This window comes from Allorhizobium ampelinum S4 (assembly GCF_000016285.1).
Lineage (GTDB): Bacteria > Pseudomonadota > Alphaproteobacteria > Rhizobiales > Rhizobiaceae > Allorhizobium > Allorhizobium ampelinum.
Genome location: NC_011989.1, coordinates 1996267 through 2015959, shown reverse-complemented (window position 1 = coordinate 2015959; position 19693 = coordinate 1996267). Strand labels below are relative to the sequence as shown.

Here is a 19693-nt window from a genome sequence, read left to right as displayed (position 1 = left end):
AGATCAAACCTTTACGCCGCCTCGATATCACCCCGCGCCCAGCATTCCATGGTCTCGGCCATGAAATCTTCAAACCTGCCTTCGGCGATTGACTGGCGGATGCCCTGCATCAGTTCCTGATAATAGGATAGGTTGTTCCAGGATAACAGCATGCCGCCCAGCGCTTCGTTGGAACGCACCAGATGGTGCAGATAGGCACGCGAGTAATCTCGTGCCGCCGGGCAGGACGATTGTTCGTCCAGGGGGCGTTTATCCTCCGCGTGGCGAGCATTGCGGATATTGACCTTGCCGCGGCGGGTGAAGGCGAGGCCATGACGGCCGGAGCGGGTCGGCATGACGCAATCGAACATATCGATGCCACGCGCGACCGATTTCAACATATCGTCCGGCGTGCCGACGCCCATCAGGTAGCGCGGCTTTTCTGTCGGCAGCACCGGCAGGGTGATGTCAAGCATGCTGAGCATCACCTCCTGCGGCTCACCGACCGCCAACCCGCCGACGGCATAGCCTTTCAGGTCCAATTGCTTCAGCCCTTCGGCAGAACGTATGCGTAAGCCCGGCTGATCGCCGCCCTGCACGATGCCGAACATTGCCTTGCCGGGTTGTTCGCCAAAGGCAACGCGGCAACGCTCCGCCCAGCGCAATGACATTTCCATGGCCCGCTCAATCTCACGCGGTTCAGCGGGCAAGGCGACGCATTCGTCCAATTGCATCTGGATATCACTGTCCAGCAGGCCCTGGATTTCGATGGATCTTTCCGGCGACATGTGATGCAGCGAACCGTCGATATGGCTCTTGAAGGTGACGCCCTGCTCATCCAGCTTGCGCAGGCCAGAGAGCGACATGACCTGAAACCCGCCGCTGTCGGTCAGGATCGGCTGCGGCCAGCGGATCAACTCGTGCAAACCGCCCAGTCTAGCGACGCGCTCAGCGCCTGGACGCAGCATCAGGTGGTAGGTATTGCCCAGAATGATATCGGCGCCCCCTTCCCGCACCTGATCGAGATACATGGCCTTGACCGTGCCGACCGTGCCGACCGGCATGAAGGCCGGCGTGCGGATCGCGCCGCGCGGCATGGTGATTTCGCCAAGCCGGGCCTTGCCGCTGGTGGCTTTCAGGGTAAACGTGAACTGCTCGCTCATTGTTATTTGTCTTTCCGGAAGAGCAGGCTGGAATCGCCGTAGGAATAAAAACGGTAGCCGGTCTCGATCGCATGGGCATAGGCGGCCCGCATGGTTTCAAGCCCGGCAAACGCCGAAACCAGCATAAACAGCGTGGATTTCGGCAGGTGAAAATTGGTCATCAGCACATCAACCGCCTTGAAGCGGTAGCCGGGCGTGATGAAAATGCCCGTCGCATCCGACCAGGGCAGGAGACGGCCATCCTCGCTGGCAGCGCTTTCCAGCAGCCGCAATGACGTGGTGCCGACACTGACGATCCGCCCGCCCCGCGCCTTGACCGCGTTCAGGGCCTCCGCCGTCTCAGCCGAGACATGGCCGATTTCCTGATGCATTTTGTGGTCGTCGGTATCGTCGGCCTTGACCGGCAGGAAGGTGCCCGCGCCGACATGCAGCGTTACGAAATGGCGCTCGATCCCGGCTTTATCGAGCGCCTCGAACAGGGCAGGCGTGAAGTGCAGACCGGCGGTTGGTGCGGCAACCGCCCCCTCTTCCCGCGCATAAATGGTCTGATAATCGGTGCGGTCCTGGCTGTCTTCCGGGCGTTTTGCGGCAATATAGGGCGGCAACGGGATATGGCCGACACCCGCAATCGCCCGGTCAAGATCGGGGCCGGAGGCAGCAAATTCCAGATCGATTTCGCCCGCCTCACCTTTTTCCGCGACGTTTGCCGAGAGGCCGTCGAAGTCGATCACGTCGCCTTGCTTGATCCGTTTGCCCGGCCTTGCAAAGGCTTTCCAGCGATTGGCGGCAACGCGCATATGCAGCGTGCAGGACACCGGCGTGCGCTCGGCCCCTTCCCGGATGCGAACACCTTCCAGCTGGGCCGGAATGACCTTGGTGTCGTTGAAGACAAGCGCATCTCCTGCCCTCAGGAAGGACGGCAGCTCGAACACCCGGCGATCTTCCAGCATCAGCGATCCATCCGGGCGAACGATCAGAAACCGCGCTTGATCGCGCGGATTGGCCGGGCGCAGCGCGATATTTTCGTCAGGAAGGTCGAAATCGAACAGGTCTACACGCATGATACCGCAACAGGGTTTGGAAACGCGAAAACCCGCCCCGGCGCCGAAGCACCGGAGCGGGCTGACAGAAAAGCCGAAATCAGGCGTCGGCGGCGACTTTCATCGAGATGATCGAATCCGGATCGGTGACCGGTTCGCCCTTCTTGACGGCGTCGATGACATCCATGCCTTCGATGACCTGGCCCCAGACGGAATATTGCTTGTTCAGCCAAGGCGCATCGGTAAAGCAGATGAAGAACTGCGAATTGGCAGAGTTCGGGCTTTGCGAACGGGCCATGGAGCAGGTGCCGCGCACATGTGGCGTGGCCGAAAATTCAGCCTTCAGGTCCGGCTTGTCGGAGCCGCCCATGCCAGCGCGGCCCGGATTGAAGCTTTCGCCACCCTTCTTGCCGAATTTCACGTCGCCAGTCTGGGCCATGAAATCGGGAATGACGCGGTGGAAAACCACGCCATCATAGGCGCCTTCGCGGGCCAATTCCTTGATGCGTGCGACATGGCCGGGGGCCAGATCAGGGAAAAGGCTGATAACGACCTTGCCCTTGGTGGTTTCCAGGATGACGGTATTTTCCGGATCTTTGATCTCGGCCATGTTTTTCTCCTTGGTATTCCGATTTTCTCGGACTTTTAATGGTCATTCCCTCCTCGCCTGCCCGGACAGGCTGGCAAGAGGGGCGATGCGCGGTGGTAAATTACTTCTTTCCGAGGGTGACCTTGATCATCCGGTCGGGGTCACTGACCTCACCATTGCCGCCCTGGCCGCGCTTGATCTTATCGACAAATTCCATGCCGGAGACAACCTTGCCGACTGCGGTATATTGGCCGTTCAGGAAGCTGCCGTCACCGAACATGATGAAAAATTGCGAATTGGCAGAATTCGGATCCTGGGAACGGGCCATGCCGACTGTGCCACGAACAAAAGGTGTCTTGGAAAACTCAGCGGGAATATTGGGCAGCTTGGAAGCGCCGGTGCCTGCGCGGCTCTTGTCGAAGCCGGATTTCATATTGCCATATTGCACGTCGCCGGTCTGGGCCATGAAGCCCTCGATGACGCGGTGAAAGGCGACGTTGTCATATTGACCCTGGCTCACCAGCGTCTTGATCTGCGCGACATGCTTTGGTGCGACCTCCGGCATCAGCTGTACGACGACGGGGCCGTCCTTCAGCTGGATGGTCATGGTGTTATCACCAGAGGCGGCCTGGGCCATTGCGTTGGTGGCAAGGGAGGAAAGCGCGAGCAGGCCCGCGAAAGCAAGAGACATGAGTTTCATGAAGGCTCCGTAATTTCTCGGATCGGCTCAGGTTTTGAGCCGGGATTTCAATGCCCGCGACACCTGCGGGGGGACAAAGGCGCTGACATCACCGCCCATGGTGGCGATTTGCCGGACCAATGTGGCCGTTATGGGCCGCGAAGCCGTGCCGGCTGGCAAGAAGACTGTTTGCAGATCTGGCGCCATCTGCCGGTTCATGCCCGCAAGCTGCATTTCATAGTCGAGATCCGACCCATCACGCAGGCCGCGAACCAGAAGCGTCGCCCCATGCTGGCGGGCGGCATCGACGGCCAGACCATCGAAAGCGATGACCGAGACATCCCCTGCCCGCAAAGGTACAGCCTCTCCAAGGCTGGTCGCAATCAGTTCTGCGCGCTCCTCGAAGCTGAACATCGGCACTTTGCCGGGATGAATGCCGATCCCGACGACAACCTTGGGAACGACATTGAGCGCCTGAACCAGGACATCCAGGTGGCCATTGGTCATCGGGTCGAAAGAGCCCGGATAAAAGGCAATTGTCATCGGTCCGCCCTCATCTTTTTATGCCCGCCTTTTGTCACGGACAGACTGGAACCGCAAGCGCCTACCGCCCCGGTTTTCATGTCTGTTTCGTTCATATTTGTGGCCAGACCATTCCCTGCCTGCCCCATGAATGCCTGATGAACGGCACATTCAGGCCCGCTTCAAGGCCGGGTGTTTATACAGGGATCATGTTCAACGACAAGGCCAAGAGAGCAAACAATGCTTGTAGTTGTTTTGAGTATCGCAATTGCCAGCGCATTTGTTCTTGAAGCATTGGTTGCTTGGTTTGATGAACATGAAGACGACTGCTTCGCATTTCTGGCCGCTCAGATGAACGCCAGATGAACGGAGTGTTAAGGGCAGCTTCAGCACGGCTTTTGTAAAAAGAGTGCACTGCTCACAGGAACAAGACGCGGTTGCAGCCATTGTTGCTGCAACTGACCCCGTCAAAACGAAGGACGAAACCCATGCTTGATAAAGTGACGATGATTAATCTGGTTTGGACTGCCATGATCGGCGCTATGCTGGCAACGAGCATTGGTTTTCACATGAACGAAGACCGCGCCCCTTCCAATTTCCGTACGTCGATTTCGCAGCCTTACCACAGCGCCAGCCGCTGATTGGAACCTTGGTGCAGGATTTTCGTTGAGGCTGGATAAGTGATGATCAGACACAAAGGAAAACAAGATGTTCTTGCTTCTCGGCGTGCTCTCGGCTGCTATCAGCGCGATGTTTGTCTACTCTGTCGTTTCGACGATCTCTGCGCTACGTCGTGAGCAAGATGATTTGCGATCCCTGTTGAAATAATTGAATTCTACCCGGATCTATGAGAAACGCCTCGCCTTTCATCTGAAAGCGAGGCGTTTCTTTTTGTGACATTATTTTATGGCAGAAATAGGCTCTGATCAGACGTGGACTGCCTGCCGCTGCTTGGCAAGTTCAGCCAAATCTGCGGCCTTCAACTCCACAGACTCGCCGCAGCCGCAGGCAGAGGTCTGGTTCGGATTGCGGAAGGTGAAGCCGGAGCGAAGCGTCGTGGTCTCAAAATCAATTTCTGTACCCAGCAGATAGAGCACAGCAGCTGGCTCCAGCCAGACGGAGGCGCCGTCGCGGGCAATCAAGTCATCCCTCGGGTTAGGCTCCGTCACCAGGTCGATGGTATATTCCATCCCCGCACAGCCACCCTTCTTGATGCCGACACGAATGCCCTTGGCATCGGGACCAGAATTCTCGACAATTTCCTTGACGCGGGCTGCTGCCGCATCGGTCATGGTCATCACCGCAAAGCCCATAGGCTTTCTCCTTTTCACAGCCGGGTTCAAGGCCCGGTGTTTTTTAAAGTGGGTTCGGTTTCTTAACCGGAACAGCGCCAGACAAAACCGGCATGTTGACAATGTAATAGGCAGCTCGCCTTTCAGCAAGCCGCCCTTACTTAATACCAGCCGATGGAGACCTGCGCCTCTTCAGACATCCGGTCCGGTGTCCATGGTGGATCGAAGGTCATTTCCACCTGCACGCCGGAAACACCCTCCACCGAGCCAACCGCATTTTCCACCCAGCCTGGCATTTCGCCAGCCACCGGGCAGCCGGGTGCCGTCAGTGTCATCATGATTTTCACCATGCGGTCGTCTTCAATATCGACCTTGTAGATCAGGCCAAGCTCAAAAATATCCGCCGGAATTTCCGGGTCATAGACGGTTTTAAGGGCCGAAATGATATCGTCCGACAAGCGGGCGACTTCCTCCGGTGGGATGCTGGAATGAACGATGCCTTCGCGCGCGTCCGGCTTCTCGTCATTTTTACTGGTATTCATATCGCTGACGCTCATGGTTTCAATCCTCAGCCGAAGAAGGTCTTGGCATAGTCAAGCGCTTCCACCAGCGCATCGATTTCTTCACGGGTATTATATAGGCCAAAAGAGGCCCGGCAGGTAGAGGTAACACCGAAACGCGACAGCAATGGCTGAGCGCAATGCGTGCCAGCCCGAACCGCCACGCCGCGCCGGTCGATCAGCATCGAGACATCATGGGCGTGGATGCCCTTGATCTCGAAGGAGAAGATCGCGCCCTTGCCCGGTGCATTGCCGAAAATCCGCAGCGAATTGATCGCCGTCAGCCGCTCATGGGCATAGGCAGTCAAATCGGCCTCGTGAGCGGCAATTGCTTCGCGGCCAAGACCCTCGATATAATCCAGCGCATGGCCAAGCCCAATGGCCTGAACAATCGGCGGCGTTCCTGCCTCAAACCGATGCGGCGGATCATTGTACGTTACCATATCCTCGGTCACATCGACAATCATTTCGCCGCCGCCCATGAAGGGCTGCATGGCGCGCAACCGGTCCATCTTGCCATAGAGCACGCCGATGCCGGATGGGCCGTAAAGCTTGTGGCCGGTCATCACATACCAGTCGCAGTCGATGTCTTGCACATCGACCGGCATATGCACCGCCGCCTGGCTGCCATCGACCAGCACCGGAATGCCGCGCTCCCTGGCGATCCGGCAAATCTCCTTGACCGGAACCACGGTTCCGAGCGCATTGGACATATGGGTGACGGCAATAAGCTTGGTACGGTCGGTCAGCCGCTTTTCGAATTCCTCGATGTGGAACGCACCATCATCATCCACCGGCACCCAGACCAGCTTTGCCCCCTTGCGTTCCCGCAGGAAATGCCAGGGCACGATATTGGAGTGATGCTCCATGATGGTCAGGAGGATTTCATCGCCCTCGCCGATCTCTTTCATGCCATGGCCGTAGGCCACCGTATTGATAGCTTCGGTTGAAGACTTGGTGAAAATCACCTCGTCCACCGATCCGGCATTCAGAAAACGCCGCACCTTTTCGCGGGCTGCCTCATAAGCATCGGTCGCGGTATTGGACAGAAAATGCAGGCCGCGATGCACATTGGCATATTCGTTGGAATAGGCATGGCTGATGGCATCGATCACCACCTGGGGTTTTTGCGCAGACGCACCGTTATCCAGGTAGACCAGCGGTTTATCGCCATGCACCAGCCGTGACAGGATCGGGAAATCCTTTCGGACGGCCTCAACATCATAGGTCGATGGAAGTTTCGCCAGATTAAGCGTCATAGCTGATAAACTCCATGAGCGAACCATCCGGATCGCGAAAATAGAGGCTTGTTCCCTCGCCCATAGCGCCGAAACGACGAACGGGTCCCAGTTCGATTGCAATCCCCTGGGCCTCGAGATGGGCCTTGGCATCGCTGATCTTTCCACGCCAGCGGAAGCAAAGATCGCTGTTTCCCGGAGCGACAGGAATGCGGGCCACCGGCGTGCCGATTGCGCCGGGGCCATGAACATTCAACTGCTGTGCACCAAGCCGAAAAACATATCCTCCGGCTGCCGTGGCGACCGCTTCAGCCCCGATCACTTTCGTGTAGAAATCGCGCGCCCGTTCCCAATCGGAAACATGGATCACGGCGTGATCGAGATTGACGGGGAGATCAGCCATGGGTCTCCAGCCAGTCGGAGATCACCCCTTCCAGGGCCTCGACCAGTTCCTCATCTTCCAGTTCTTCCACCAATTCGGTGACGAAAGCCTTGATCAGCAGCCCACGGGCGACTTTTTGCGGGATGCCGCGCGCCATCAGGTAATAGAGGTGGTTGTGGTCGATATCGGCAACCGTTGCACCATGGGCGCATTGCACGTCATCGGCAAAGATTTCCAGTTCCGGCTTGACCGAATATTCGGCATCGTCAGACATCAACAGCGTGTTGCAGGCCATGCGTGCATCGGTCTTCTGGGCGTCGGGAGCAACCCGGATCTGGCCCTGGAAGACGCCACGCGCCCGGTCGAACACCACATTGCGGATCACTTCCGTCGAGGTGGTGTTCGGCACGTCATGACCAAGCGTCATGGTGACATCGGTATGGCTTTCGCCACCCAGAAGGTTGACAGCGCGGAGCGTGAAATCGGAGCCCTCGCCTGCCGTTCTGACATGGATTTCCTGGCGCACCAGCTTGCCGCCAGCGTTGATCACAAATAGCTTCAGCTTGGCATTGGTCCCCAGCACGACCTTGATCTGGCCCAGATGGGTATCGGCAAGACCTTGGGTCTGCACGATGATCCACGTCACTTCGGCACCCTCGCCCAAGTCCAGGTCGCTGACGCTGGAGATCAGGCCAGCGGTTTCGCCGGAATTGCGATGGCGCTCGATCACCGTTGCCTTTGAGCCAGAGCCGAAGCTTGCCACGAACCGAGAATGGCTCTGACCGCCACCCTGATAGGCCTGCAACTCGATCAGCCTGTCGACCTCGACATTGTCCTCGACGCTCAGCCGATAGCCGTCACGCACGAAACTGCCATTGATCCGGCCGATAGTATCGTCCTTGGAGAAGGCAACCAGATCCGCCGCCGCCGTTCCATCCAGCAGGCTTTCGCTATAGGCATGGACCTTCACGCCATCTGGCGCAGAAACGTCGCGGCTCAGGCCCTGGCGCAGTTCAAAGATACGAGCCGCCTCCACCAGCGGTGCCACAGCCTTCGAAGGCGTTAGCGTTGCAGCGTCGGGGATGGCCCGTAGCAGGGTTTTAAGATCCGTATAATGCCAGGCTTCAACGCGACGCGTTGGCAGGCCAGCCCGCTTCAGGTCATCAAACAGGATATCCCGCGCGCCCAGCACGGCCCCATCGCCCGGCAAATCACCGAGTTGGGCCGTATAGGCTTCGACCAGCGCAGCCTCGGCCGCTGTGGACCGATTGGCAGCTTGAATGTTCATTGCAACACTCCTTTTTCGACCGGTCAGGCCGCTTCGCCGATGATGTCAGCATAGCCATTGGCTTCCAGATCGAGCGCCAGGCTCTTATCGCCGGTCTTGATGATCTGGCCCTTGTAGAGAACATGGACCGTATCTGGCACGATGTAGTCCAGCAGGCGCTGATAATGGGTGATGACGATGGTGGCACGATCCGGCGACTTCAATGCATTTACGCCATCAGCGACGATCTTCAGCGCGTCGATGTCGAGGCCGCTATCGGTTTCATCCAGAATGCACAGTTGCGGCGCCAGCAGCGCCATTTGCAGGATTTCCGCGCGCTTTTTCTCACCACCGGAGAAGCCGACATTCAGCGGACGCTTCAGCATGTCGGGGTTAATCTTCAACTCGCCAGCCGCTTCCTTCACCCGTCGGATGAAATCGGGCGTCGTCAGTTCAGCCTCACCGCGCGCTTTGCGCTGCTCGTTCATCGCCACTTTCAAAAACTGCATGGTGGCAACGCCCGGAATTTCGACCGGGTATTGGAAGGCCAGGAAAATGCCCTTGGCAGCGCGTTCCGCCGGGTCAAGCTCCAGAATGCTCTCGCCATTATAGAGGATCTCGCCCTCGGTGACTTCATAGTCCGAGCGGCCCGAAAGGATGTAGGACAGCGTCGATTTACCCGAGCCATTCGGCCCCATGATCGCCGCCACTTCGCCAGCCTTGACCGTCAGGTTGAGGCCACGAATGATCTCCGTGCCGTCTTCCGCGATCCGGGCGTGAAGGTTTCTGATTTCAAGCATTTTTATAATCCATCTTCAAAGTTGAATTGCGCGGCTTTACAGCGCTGCATTCGAAATTCGACTGAGGTTAGTGGGTGAAAGCCTTCAGAAATCGACCAATCGAACGAAGACAAAAAGCAATCAGCCAAAGCCATCCCTGCGGGTAAAGTAAGATGTCTAAGACACCCGAGAAACGCCCCATTCTATCAGCTAGGTACCGATGTTTACGACGTGGCGTTTCAAACTCATCGACTTGGAGAGGCATCGACTGCTTTACTTGTCGCTGCCTCTTTTCCATCATCACCCCACGCTACCCTCAAGTGAAATCCCGATCAGCTTCTGCGCTTCAACCGCAAATTCCATCGGCAATTCCTGGATGACTTCGCGCACGAAACCATTGACGATCAGGGCGATGGCGGCTTCCTGGGGAATGCCGCGTTGCAGGCAGTAGAACAGCTGGTCTTCCGAGATTTTCGAGGTTGTCGCCTCATGCTCGAACTGAGCCGAAGAGTTCTTCGCCTCGATATAGGGTACGGTATGCGCCCCGCATTTGTCGCCGATCAACAGGCTGTCGCACTGGGTGAAGTTACGGGCATTTTCAGCCTTGCGATGCGCAGAAACCTGGCCGCGATAGGTATTGCTGGAAAAGCCCGCCGAAATGCCCTTGGAGATGATGCGGCTCGACGTATTCTTGCCGAGATGGATCATCTTGGTGCCGCTATCGACCTGCTGATAACCGTTGGAAACGGCAATCGAGTAGAACTCACCGCGGCTGTCATCGCCGCGCAGAATGCAGGACGGGTATTTCCAGGTGATCGCCGATCCGGTCTCGACCTGCGTCCACGAAATCTTCGACCGCGCGCCACGGCAATCGCCGCGCTTGGTGACGAAATTATAGATGCCGCCCTTGCCGTTCTTGTCACCCGGATACCAGTTCTGGACGGTGGAATATTTAATCTCGGCATCGTCCAGCGCCACCAGCTCGACCACGGCGGCATGCAACTGGTTTTCATCGCGCTGCGGGGCCGTGCAGCCTTCGAGATAGGAGACGTAAGCGCCTTCTTCGGCAATGATCAGCGTGCGTTCGAATTGGCCGGTGTTTTTCTCGTTGATGCGGAAATAGGTGGACAATTCCATCGGGCAACGAACGCCCTTTGGAATGAACACAAATGAACCATCGGTAAACACTGCCGAATTCAACGTTGCGTAATAATTGTCGGTGACAGGCACGACGGTGCCTAGATATTTCTTCACCAGATCAGGATATTCGCGCACGGCTTCCGAAATCGACATGAAGATCACGCCGGCTTTCATCAATTCAGCCTTGAACGTGGTGACAACAGAGACCGAATCGAAGACCGCATCGACGGCAATTTTCGAGGTCTGGACGCCTGCCAGGATTTCCTGCTCGCGCAGCGGAATGCCCAGCTTTTCATAGACCTTCAAAAGCTCAGGATCGACATCGTCGATTGAGGTCGGGCCAGCCGTGCTTTTCGGCGCGGCATAGTAATAGATATCGTTGAAGTCGATCTTCGGATAGTGGACGCGAGCCCAATCGGGCTCTTCCATCGTCAGCCAACGCTGGTAAGCGTCAAGACGCCATTGCAGCATCCAGTCCGGTTCGTTTTTCTTTGCGGAAATGAAACGGACGATGTCTTCCGACAAGCCCTTCGGGGCCTTGTCGACTTCGATCATGGTTTCAAAACCATACTTGTACTGATCGACGTCGATCTGGCGGACCTGATCGATCGTTTCTTGTACGGCAGCCATTAGCGTTCTCCAATCTCGCCGGGTCCAAGGTCCGGCAGCTTGTCAACGTTTCAGCGGGGGATCCGCTCTCATATAGGGAATGGAGATGAGTTTTCACCCCCAAACCTGCGTTTATTCCGCCTCTTCAGGCACTCTTTTCGCGTCTCACGCCGCGTGACCGGCAAGCTGGCGCCGCCCGGCAATCCTGGCGAAAACCGAGATGACCCGCTCGATATCCTCTGCCGTTGTGGCGGGACCGAGCGACAGTCGCAAGCCGCCACTGCCGGCATCCAATCCCATCGCCGTCAAAACATGGCTCTGTCCAACCTTGCCGGAAGAACAGGCCGCTCCGGCAGACAGTGCCACGCCTTCCAGGTCAAAGGCGATCTGCCCGGTTTCCGCCTTAAGTCCTGGCAGCGTGAAAAAACTCGTATTGCCGATACGTGTCTGACCTGCGCCGTGGATCACCAGATCGGGCGCGATGCTGCGCATGCCTGTTTCCAAAGCATCTCGCAAGGCCGCAATCTGTAAATTGCGATTTATCAAGTCTTTTGTAGCATGGTCCGCAGCAGCGCCGAAGCCCGCAATTGCAGAAAGGTTCTCCGTGCCGCCACGATGGCCCTTTTCCTGGCCGCCGCCGCGTACCAGCGGCTCCGGCATCAGCGCCTCGCCGCGAGCAACCACGGCACCAGCCCCTTTGGGGCCGCCAAGTTTGTGAGCCGAGACAATCAGGAAATCCGCATCCAGGGCCGCAATATCCACCAGGATACGCCCAACCGCCTGGACCGCATCCACCAGCAGCAATCCGCCCTTGGCGTGAACCAGTTTCCCAACAGCTTCGACCGGCTGGATAACGCCGGTTTCATTGTTGGCCAGCATCACGGCGACCAGCGGCATGCCCTGATCGGCAGGGTGGTCGGCCAGCGCCCGTTCCAGGGCATCGAGATCGACCACGCCCTGCCGAGTCACCGGGATTTCGGTCACACAGTCAGGCGAAAACCGTCCGCCTTGCCGCACGGCGGGATGTTCGATGGCCGAGACATAGGCTCGTCCGACAGCCAGCAGCGAACGGCCCATTCTATAGCGTGGCGATAGAACAAAATTTGCCGCTTCCGTTGCTGTCGAGGTGAAGATGACATTGGCAGGCGCGGCTCCGACAAGTTCCGCCACCTGGCGGCGCGCCTTTTCTACCAGGGCGCGGGCAGTCCGGCCTTCAGCATGAACAGAGGACGGATTGCCCGGCATGGCCAAAGCAGCCAGCATGGCATCACGCGCTTCATTCAGAAGCGGCGCGGTGGCATTCCAGTCCATGTAAATGCGTTCAGCCATGTTTTCTCTGATATGGTCCACTTTGTTGTGCCGCGATCTTGACCCGGAGGGCGCAAAACCTGCGTATTGTCTTAAATCATGCCCTGTTTTCGGAGAAAATCATGCATCAGCCTTAGAAGATGCATTTTTCTTGAAATTTTCACCCCGACTGTCCTATGACACATTCAATAACACAGCGACCCATAATTTCGAATGGTTCTAAACTGGGTTTTAGAAAAGCTGAGTGCCCCCGTCAAGTCATCTTCCGACCTGCCAAGGGTGCGAAGGCAAAAAAACACGCCAAGACCGGAGTATCCATGCCCGAAGTCATTTTCAACGGACCCGCAGGACGTCTAGAGGGCCGCTACCAGCCCTCCAAGGAAAAGAGCGCCCCGATTGCGATCATCCTGCATCCGCATCCGCAATTTGGCGGCACGATGAACAATCAGATCGTTTATCAGTTGTTCTACATGTTCCAGAAGCGTGGTTTTACCACCCTGCGCTTCAACTTCCGCAGCATTGGCCGTAGCCAGGGTGAATTCGACCACGGCGCCGGCGAATTGTCCGATGCGGCCTCGGCGCTGGATTGGGTGCAGAGCCTGCATCCCGATTCGAAGAGCTGTTGGGTTGCCGGCTATTCCTTCGGCTCGTGGATCGGCATGCAGCTGTTGATGCGCCGCCCGGAAATCGAAGGATTCATTTCGGTTGCGCCGCAGCCGAATACCTATGATTTCTCCTTCCTCGCCCCCTGCCCTTCGTCGGGTCTGATTATCCATGGCGACGCCGACAAGGTTGCGCCGGAAAAGGACGTTCAAGGACTGGTAGACAAGCTGAAGACTCAGAAGGGTATTCTGATCACCCAGAAGACCTTGCCCGGCGCCAACCATTTCTTCAATGGTCAGGTCGAAACGCTGATGGGCGAATGCGAGGATTATCTCGACCGCCGCCTTGAAGGCGAATTGGTGCCGGAACCGGCTGCCAAGCGGCTGCGCTGATCAGCACATCTTTCCTTTCCAAATAAAAACGCCGGTTGTTTCAACCGGCGTTTTTTGTGGCATAGTCTATGCGTCAAAATTTGCTTCCAGAAGCTCTGGGCCAGAAGCTCTGGGAAGGAAAAGGGGATTGTCATGGACCTGCATTCAATGCTCACCTTTGCGCTGGCCTTTCTGGTGTTTGCTGCCAGTCCCGGTCCTGATAATGTGACGATCATGGCCCGCACCCTTTCCCATGGGCCAGCGTCGGGTCTTGCTTATGGCCTGGGTACGGTAACCGGCATCCTGATTTATTTGACGCTTGCATTTTTCGGCCTGTCCGTGCTGGCGCAGGATATGGGCTGGCTGATGGAGCTTTTGCGCTACGGCGGTGCGGTTTATCTCATCTGGATGGGTGTCCGCCTGTGGATGGCAAAGCCGGTCCTGCCGCAGATGGTGCCTATGGAGCGCCGTGGATCACTGTTCCCCGTGTACCTGACAGGTTTCGCGCTCAATCTCGGCAATCCGAAAATGCCGCTTTTCTATCTGGCGCTGCTGCCGAATTTCGTACCCGCATCCTTCAATGTGTCGGCGCTGATCGATATTATCGGGATCATTCTTGCGGTCGAGACCGCGGTGATCGGTGGCCATATCTTTCTGTCGGAACGGGCCAGACGCGTCCTGAAAACACCCCGTAGCGTGGCGCTGATAAACCGCACGACCGGAGGTTTTTTGGGTGCTGCCGGGCTGGCTATTCTCGCATCTGGCCGCGGAAATTGAAGTTTCGTTAAGCTTTATGGCGCAGCGAAGGGCGTATTCCTTGACTTTGAGGCGTTTTCGGCCTATCCCGCGCTGGCGTTAACGCCTGTTCGCGGGCGATTCATCTTGAGTTCGCAAGAACGGAACGGAAAACATTTCCCTTTGACCACATTCGCTGACCTTGGCCTGAGCCAAAAAGTTCTTTCCGCTGTAACTGATGCCGGCTACACCGTGCCGACACCAATCCAGGCTGGCGCCATTCCGCCGGCCCTGATGCGCCGCGACATTTGCGGCATTGCCCAGACGGGTACAGGCAAGACGGCGTCCTTCGTACTGCCGATGCTGACATTGCTCGAAAAAGGCCGCGCACGCGCACGCATGCCGCGCACGCTGATTATGGAGCCGACGCGCGAACTTGCAGCCCAGGTGGCCGAGAATTTCGAAAAATACGGCAAGAATCACAAGCTCAACATTGCCCTGCTGATCGGCGGCGTTTCGTTCGATGAACAGGACCGCAAACTGGAGCGTGGCGCCGATGTGCTGATCTGCACGCCTGGCCGCCTGTTGGACCATTGCGAGCGCGGCAAGCTGCTGATGACCGGCGTCGAAATCCTCGTTATCGACGAAGCCGACCGCATGCTGGACATGGGCTTCATTCCCGATATCGAGCGCATCGCCAAGCTCATTCCCTTTACCCGTCAGACGCTGTTTTTCTCGGCCACCATGCCGCCGGAAATCCAGAAGCTGGCCGACAAGTTCCTGCAAAATCCGGAACGGATCGAGGTGGCTCCGCCATCTTCGACCGCTAAGACCGTGACGCAGCGGCTGGTGGCCTGCCAGAACAAGGACTATGAAAAGCGCTCCACCCTGCGTGACATTATCCGCGCCCAGGACGATCTGAAGAACGCCATCATCTTCTGTAACAGGAAGAAGGATGTGGCCGATCTGTTCCGCTCGCTGGAACGTCATGGTTTTTCGGTCGGCGCCCTGCATGGCGACATGGACCAGCGTTCGCGCACCAACATGCTGGCCGGTTTCAAGGACAATCAGATCACCCTTCTGGTCGCTTCCGACGTTGCGGCTCGTGGCCTTGATATTCCTGATGTCAGCCATGTGTTCAATTTCGACGTGCCGATTCATGCGGAAGACTATGTCCACCGCATCGGCCGTACCGGCCGTGCCGGTCGCTCCGGCCGTGCGTTCACGCTGGTGACCAAGTCCGACGCAAAATATCTCGACGCGATTGAAAAACTGATCGGTGAAAAGCCAGAATGGCTGGACGGCGACGTCGCCTCTCTGCCGCCTATGGCTGAAGGTGATCGTGATGAGCGCCGTGGCCGGGGCGGCAAGAATGCTCGTGACAAGAGCGGTAGTGACAGAAACGGTAGTGACCGGGGCCGTGGCCGGGAGCGCTCCAGAGACGGTGCGCGTGACGGTGACCGTGAACATCGCAGCAGTCACAAGCCTGACACGACAGAAGAGCAGATTAGCACCGAAGCGGCTGTAGAAGTCGTCGCAACCAAGGTGGATAGCGTGAAGCAAGAGCGCAAGACAGACAGACGGCCAAGCCAGGGCAACCGCGATTATCGCAATAATCAGGCGCCCAACCCGGCCAATGACGACCAGCGCGAACGCCGCCGCCAGCATTACCGCGACCATGATGACGGCCCGACACCGGTTGGTTTCGGCGATGATATTCCGGCTTTCATGCTGATCGTTGCCAGCGCCAAAGCCTGATATGGTTCCCGGATTAGATTTTCCGGGTGTCGGCGTTGGCCTTGCCATTGTCAGGGATGGCAAGCTCTTGCTCTATAAGCGAATGCGCCCACCCGAAGCCGGTTTTTGGAGTATTGTCGGCGGCAAGGTCGATGTGCTTGAACCTGCGGAACAAGCAGCCCGGCGTGAGGCCGAAGAAGAAACCGGCCTGACCATCGGCTCCGTGGAATTTGTCAGCGTCAGCGAACAGATCATCGCAGCCGACCGCCAGCACTGGGTCTCTCTTCTCTATAAGACCAGCGACATCTCCGGCGAAGCGACGCTGACAGAGCCTGACAAGCTTTCGGACTTCGGTTGGTTTGCGTTAGATGATCTGCCGCAACCTTTATCGGCTTTTACGAAGGCCGTACTGCCGTTTTTACGCTGATTTTTCCGCGTGCCGTGACGGATCGCAACCATCAAAGCATCCTGGAACAGTGTTGGTTGTGCGGCGTAACCGCTTAAGCGCTCCTTGATACACAAGGCCTGCTGGTCCTGCTATAGTCCAGCGAGCTGGACGTCCGGGACGCAGCCTCTCCGAGACCATGATTACCGATGTGGCAGCCATAAACAGAAGATGGTAGTCATACTCGGCGAATGGTAACACCATCAGCGCCCAGCAGGTACCAACACAAAGTCCGCCCTCGCGCAGGCCGTAGCGCAGGCAATCGCGGTCTGCGGACCAGCCAAAAGCGCTCAATCGCGGCGTCCAGTGACACTGGTTCAAGATACGTTGTTTCCAGGGTGTGATTTGCCAGAAGCCAACGAGGCCCAATGCCAGCAGCAGGACTGGTAGATCAACAAGGCTGGCAGTCACCCGCAGCAGCATGCCGAGGACCACAAGCAGTGGTGCCCAAACAGCCCAGAGACCGCAATAACTGACAAAGAACATGCCCAACGAGCGTACTCGCCGCCTCTTGAGGCTACGGTTCCAGATATGTTTGATCGGGTCGCGCAAAATCAATGACATCATTGCGGTCAGCATAATTATCAAAGACAAAGCAACGCCGGATATGGACATCATCCATATTTGCACCTGGAAGGCGCGCCAGCCGCGGTCCAGAAGAGCGCCAGAGGCCGAAATGCAAAGATCCAGCGCGTCGCTGCCATGGCTTGTGAAAGCCATGGCGAGCCAGCCGAGGAGGCTGAAGGTAAGCAAGGTGGGCCATGGTGGCTCCTTCAGCAAGGAGACCACGGCCCTGAGCCGAGACAGAGTGGGAGCCATGCTGTTTAGCCCGGCTGACGGTAAAGGCTGATGCGTTCAACAGTGACCTTTGCATCGTCTCCCAGAGCCTTCCGGGGAACGAGATGGACGCTCAAGCCGCTCTTGGCAATGTCGCCACTATGGATTAAGCCGGACAGGAGTCTTGTGATGTCAAGAACCTGCGTCACACCCCGTCCGCCATGGGAGCTGTCGGTTTTCGACGCATTGCGAACACCGAATAGGCCGACAGAGCCAGCACGAAGGTCCAGACGGTGCTGATGATCGGCATCATCGGGCAGATTGAGATAGACATCAATCACGAAGCCATCCTGTTGTGCACGAATGTTTTCCAGATTGAGGAAATACCTGTCACGCGGGACATCGCCACTGCGCAACCCCAAAGCCAACGTCTTCGGTGCAGCGAAAAGCGCCGACGAGGCATCGTCGAGACGAACCGCCGATGCCGTTTTTTCACCGGCTAGAGCAAGAACATCCGCATTCGCCCCGACCAGTTCGGCAGCTTTGGGTTCCGTCACTGCTTTTCCTCCTGTTGCGACAGCCGCCGCCAGAACAGGGGCTTGAGCGACAACGAACTGGTCATAGGTATAATCCAGTTTCGGGCTTGTGGTCTCCAGCATATCAGAGGGCTTGTAATAATATGGCGTTCCATCCGGGTTCGGCACGGCGAATTTACGGTCCTGAGGGCCGTCCAACCAGGCCGGATCGACAGGGTTCTTATGCTGTGGGGACGCGGCATTCCATTGCGCCCAAAGCCGGTCGATATTGGCATGATGCAGCCAGAAGATCGGATCTAGTCCCGCCGTGTCCGGTATGGCCATTAGGCCTGGCAGGGCTTCATCGCCATTATATTCGCCGCCGATAGCAATATGGACCACATTGTGTGGCATGTGTTCCAACAGGCCGAATGTGTCGCTATCGTGGGAAAAGCCCGTCTTTACGCCACCAAATCCTGGGCTACCGCCTGAGGACACACCCGTGAAAATAGGCCACTCCAGTGCCTCCAGGCTCACATCCTCGACAGGCACGATAATCGGTGGCGTTCCTGATCCGTAGCGCTGCTTGATGTAGAGCGGATTAGGACCACCTTCAAACTCTTCCTGCGCGAAGGCAGGTGGCATCATCCGTGCCTTGGGATTGGTCGTATCGCTGTAGTTCCAATAGGGCATGGCCCAGTCCGCCGGACCTCCTAGCGCGACGATCTGCGCCCGCACAAGCGCTTCAATCGACCAGATATAGCCGCGATGCCAGGGCAGAAAATACCAGCTGCCGTGCTGGCATTGGTTCCAATAGAGATCCTGATCTGCTTGGGACGGCAGGGTCTCACCAGCCGTGTAATATCCATATTTCGTCCAGAGACTATCGGAATCATCGATATCAATCCCGTGGATCGCAGCCATGAAATTCCAGCTGGTGTTATCGGCCAATGCCTTTTGGCGCAGCTTGCCGACACCCTTGGCATACCAATAGAGAATTGGATCGCTGAAATCGCCGCCATTCGCCCATACACTTTTACGAATGTAAACCATGTTATCCCCCGGGATATTTAAAGAAAAAACGATCAGAAATTATGGATTTTCCTCCCATAGGCCACAGCTTCGCCCCTCCCGATATCTCTCCATTGGAGAGGGAAGTGACGTCTTACGGTTGGTGAGGAAAAGGGCTTCAGCCGAATGGCTTACCCTTATGAATTCGCAGAGAATGGCCTGGCCATTGAATGCGGACCCTTTGGCACATTGTCGGAAATCAGCATCACCATGATGCTTTAGTCTTCAGGTTGTCTGTTGAATTTGGGGAAACTCGAGCTCGATTTTCCCTGACAAAAACATTGGTGAGTGAAATTATATGAATGATTCTTGCCTTCAAAACCCACTGGATTTCAAAGAGCGATCGAGTAAACCCTCACACAGTTAAATGCTTCTTTTGGTTGAATATAATAAAATTGCTACTATTGATTTAGATGTCCGTCAAGTCGCCTAGCTTTCGCGAAGAGCCCTTTTTTGGGTGCTTTTTTGTGGCAACGCGATGGCGCGAGCGCCAATCTCCTGGCTACGGTGTCCAGGCCGTCTTAAGCGACTGTTGCCGCGCCGAGGTTCACCTGCGGCGCGTTGAGGCTGAAGGCTTTTGTGCCCTGATACCCGCCTCATAGGCCAGGCTCGCCCAGCGCGCCATTTCGTCGGGATCGTCGAACGCGTCTTCCGGCACAGACCAATAGGGCATGGCGACAGGGTTCTTGCCCGGACGCTGATAGACCCATTGCCGGGCGCCAGCGGCGGCAAACTCTGGTGCCGTCTGCGCGTCAGCTTTCAGCATCATCTCGTCGAAAAGATAAAGCGCGAAGATTATGCCGTGGTGATAGATACCCTTGCCACCGAACATGCGTCGGATACTAACCGGACCCAGCGATTGAAACATCTCTTCAATATCGGCATTGTCCAT

Annotated in this window: 22 protein-coding genes; 6 read left to right on the top strand and 16 right to left on the bottom strand. The window is 57.0% G+C overall.

Features of this window, described 5'->3' with window-relative positions; translation table 11 throughout:
- Positions 1-11: 11 nt before the first annotated feature.
- The 5 genes from tgt to coaD all read right to left on the bottom strand — a co-directional run bounded on the left by tgt (position 12) and on the right by coaD (position 3993).
- The gene (gene tgt, locus AVI_RS09610; RefSeq protein WP_015916170.1) at positions 12-1142 is read right to left on the bottom strand and encodes a tRNA guanosine(34) transglycosylase Tgt; all 1131 of its coding nucleotides are present in this window, start codon (positions 1140-1142) and stop codon (positions 12-14) included.
- Positions 1143-1144: 2 nt separating this feature from the next.
- Complete coding sequence (gene queA, locus AVI_RS09605; RefSeq protein ID WP_015916169.1) at positions 1145-2203, bottom strand: tRNA preQ1(34) S-adenosylmethionine ribosyltransferase-isomerase QueA; 1059 nt, start codon at positions 2201-2203, stop codon at positions 1145-1147.
- Positions 2204-2282: 79 nt separating this feature from the next.
- Positions 2283-2792 (bottom strand): peptidylprolyl isomerase, encoded by a 510-nt coding sequence (locus AVI_RS09600; protein WP_041696653.1) that lies wholly within the window; start codon positions 2790-2792, stop codon positions 2283-2285.
- 100 nt (positions 2793-2892) lie between these two features.
- Complete coding sequence (locus AVI_RS09595) at positions 2893-3471, bottom strand: peptidylprolyl isomerase (RefSeq protein ID WP_015916167.1); 579 nt, start codon at positions 3469-3471, stop codon at positions 2893-2895.
- A 27-nt stretch (positions 3472-3498) separates the two neighbouring features.
- Positions 3499-3993, bottom strand: coding sequence for a pantetheine-phosphate adenylyltransferase (coaD, locus tag AVI_RS09590; RefSeq protein ID WP_015916166.1), 495 nt, complete (start codon positions 3991-3993; stop codon positions 3499-3501).
- A 219-nt stretch (positions 3994-4212) separates the two neighbouring features.
- Between coaD and AVI_RS31715 the strand changes: the two genes are divergently transcribed.
- Complete coding sequence (locus AVI_RS31715; protein ID WP_267889559.1) at positions 4213-4338, top strand: hypothetical protein; 126 nt, start codon at positions 4213-4215, stop codon at positions 4336-4338.
- A gap of 122 nt (positions 4339-4460) precedes the next feature.
- The gene (locus AVI_RS31055) at positions 4461-4613 is read left to right on the top strand and encodes a hypothetical protein (protein ID WP_156536474.1); all 153 of its coding nucleotides are present in this window, start codon (positions 4461-4463) and stop codon (positions 4611-4613) included.
- Between the two features lie 285 nt (positions 4614-4898).
- Here AVI_RS31055 and sufA read toward each other — a convergent pair whose 3' ends face one another.
- From sufA to AVI_RS09545, 8 genes are all read right to left on the bottom strand, one after another.
- Positions 4899-5285, bottom strand: coding sequence for a Fe-S cluster assembly scaffold SufA (sufA, locus tag AVI_RS09585; RefSeq protein ID WP_015916165.1), 387 nt, complete (start codon positions 5283-5285; stop codon positions 4899-4901).
- Between the two features lie 140 nt (positions 5286-5425).
- On the bottom strand, positions 5426-5806 hold the full coding sequence (locus AVI_RS09580; protein WP_015916164.1) for an SUF system Fe-S cluster assembly protein: 381 nt from the start codon (positions 5804-5806) through the stop codon (positions 5426-5428).
- A gap of 26 nt (positions 5807-5832) precedes the next feature.
- Positions 5833-7083 carry a cysteine desulfurase gene (locus AVI_RS09575; protein ID WP_015916163.1) on the bottom strand — a complete coding sequence of 417 codons (1251 nt, stop codon included), beginning with the start codon at positions 7081-7083 and terminating at the stop codon, positions 5833-5835.
- Positions 7073-7465 carry a VOC family protein gene (locus AVI_RS09570; RefSeq protein ID WP_015916162.1) on the bottom strand — a complete coding sequence of 131 codons (393 nt, stop codon included), beginning with the start codon at positions 7463-7465 and terminating at the stop codon, positions 7073-7075. Before AVI_RS09570 ends, AVI_RS09575 begins: the two co-directional genes overlap by 11 nt.
- On the bottom strand, positions 7458-8732 hold the full coding sequence (gene sufD / locus AVI_RS09565) for a Fe-S cluster assembly protein SufD (protein ID WP_015916161.1): 1275 nt from the start codon (positions 8730-8732) through the stop codon (positions 7458-7460). The genes AVI_RS09570 and sufD overlap by 8 nt, the downstream gene beginning before the upstream one ends.
- A gap of 23 nt (positions 8733-8755) precedes the next feature.
- Positions 8756-9511 (bottom strand): Fe-S cluster assembly ATPase SufC, encoded by a 756-nt coding sequence (gene sufC / locus AVI_RS09560; RefSeq protein ID WP_015916160.1) that lies wholly within the window; start codon positions 9509-9511, stop codon positions 8756-8758.
- Between the two features lie 279 nt (positions 9512-9790).
- The gene (gene sufB, locus AVI_RS09550) at positions 9791-11260 is read right to left on the bottom strand and encodes a Fe-S cluster assembly protein SufB (RefSeq protein WP_015916159.1); all 1470 of its coding nucleotides are present in this window, start codon (positions 11258-11260) and stop codon (positions 9791-9793) included.
- Between the two features lie 144 nt (positions 11261-11404).
- Positions 11405-12568, bottom strand: a complete 1164-nt coding sequence (locus AVI_RS09545) for a cysteine desulfurase family protein (protein WP_015916158.1) — start codon at positions 12566-12568, stop codon at positions 11405-11407.
- 296 nt (positions 12569-12864) lie between these two features.
- Here AVI_RS09545 and AVI_RS09540 point away from each other — a divergent pair, with 296 nt between their 5' ends.
- The 4 genes from AVI_RS09540 (at position 12865) to AVI_RS09525 (ending at position 16420) form a co-directional block, all read left to right on the top strand.
- On the top strand, positions 12865-13542 hold the full coding sequence (locus AVI_RS09540) for an alpha/beta hydrolase (RefSeq protein WP_015916157.1): 678 nt from the start codon (positions 12865-12867) through the stop codon (positions 13540-13542).
- A gap of 132 nt (positions 13543-13674) precedes the next feature.
- Positions 13675-14298, top strand: coding sequence for a LysE family translocator (locus AVI_RS09535; RefSeq protein WP_015916156.1), 624 nt, complete (start codon positions 13675-13677; stop codon positions 14296-14298).
- A gap of 141 nt (positions 14299-14439) precedes the next feature.
- Positions 14440-16014, top strand: coding sequence for a DEAD/DEAH box helicase (locus tag AVI_RS09530; RefSeq protein ID WP_041696649.1), 1575 nt, complete (start codon positions 14440-14442; stop codon positions 16012-16014).
- Position 16015: 1 nt separating this feature from the next.
- Positions 16016-16420 carry an NUDIX domain-containing protein gene (locus AVI_RS09525; RefSeq protein WP_015916154.1) on the top strand — a complete coding sequence of 135 codons (405 nt, stop codon included), beginning with the start codon at positions 16016-16018 and terminating at the stop codon, positions 16418-16420.
- Here AVI_RS09525 and AVI_RS29060 read toward each other — a convergent pair.
- The 3 genes from AVI_RS29060 to AVI_RS09510 form a co-directional block, all read right to left on the bottom strand.
- Positions 16412-17191, bottom strand: a complete 780-nt coding sequence (locus tag AVI_RS29060) for a copper chaperone (protein WP_187152349.1) — start codon at positions 17189-17191, stop codon at positions 16412-16414. The two genes, AVI_RS09525 and AVI_RS29060, sit on opposite strands and share 9 nt — an antisense overlap.
- Positions 17192-17262: 71 nt before the next feature.
- Entirely contained in the window at positions 17263-18783 is a 1521-nt protein-coding gene (locus AVI_RS09515; protein ID WP_015916152.1) for a tyrosinase family protein, read from the bottom strand.
- Between the two features lie 565 nt (positions 18784-19348).
- Positions 19349-19693, bottom strand: a complete 345-nt coding sequence (locus tag AVI_RS09510; protein ID WP_015916151.1) for a TfoX/Sxy family protein — start codon at positions 19691-19693, stop codon at positions 19349-19351.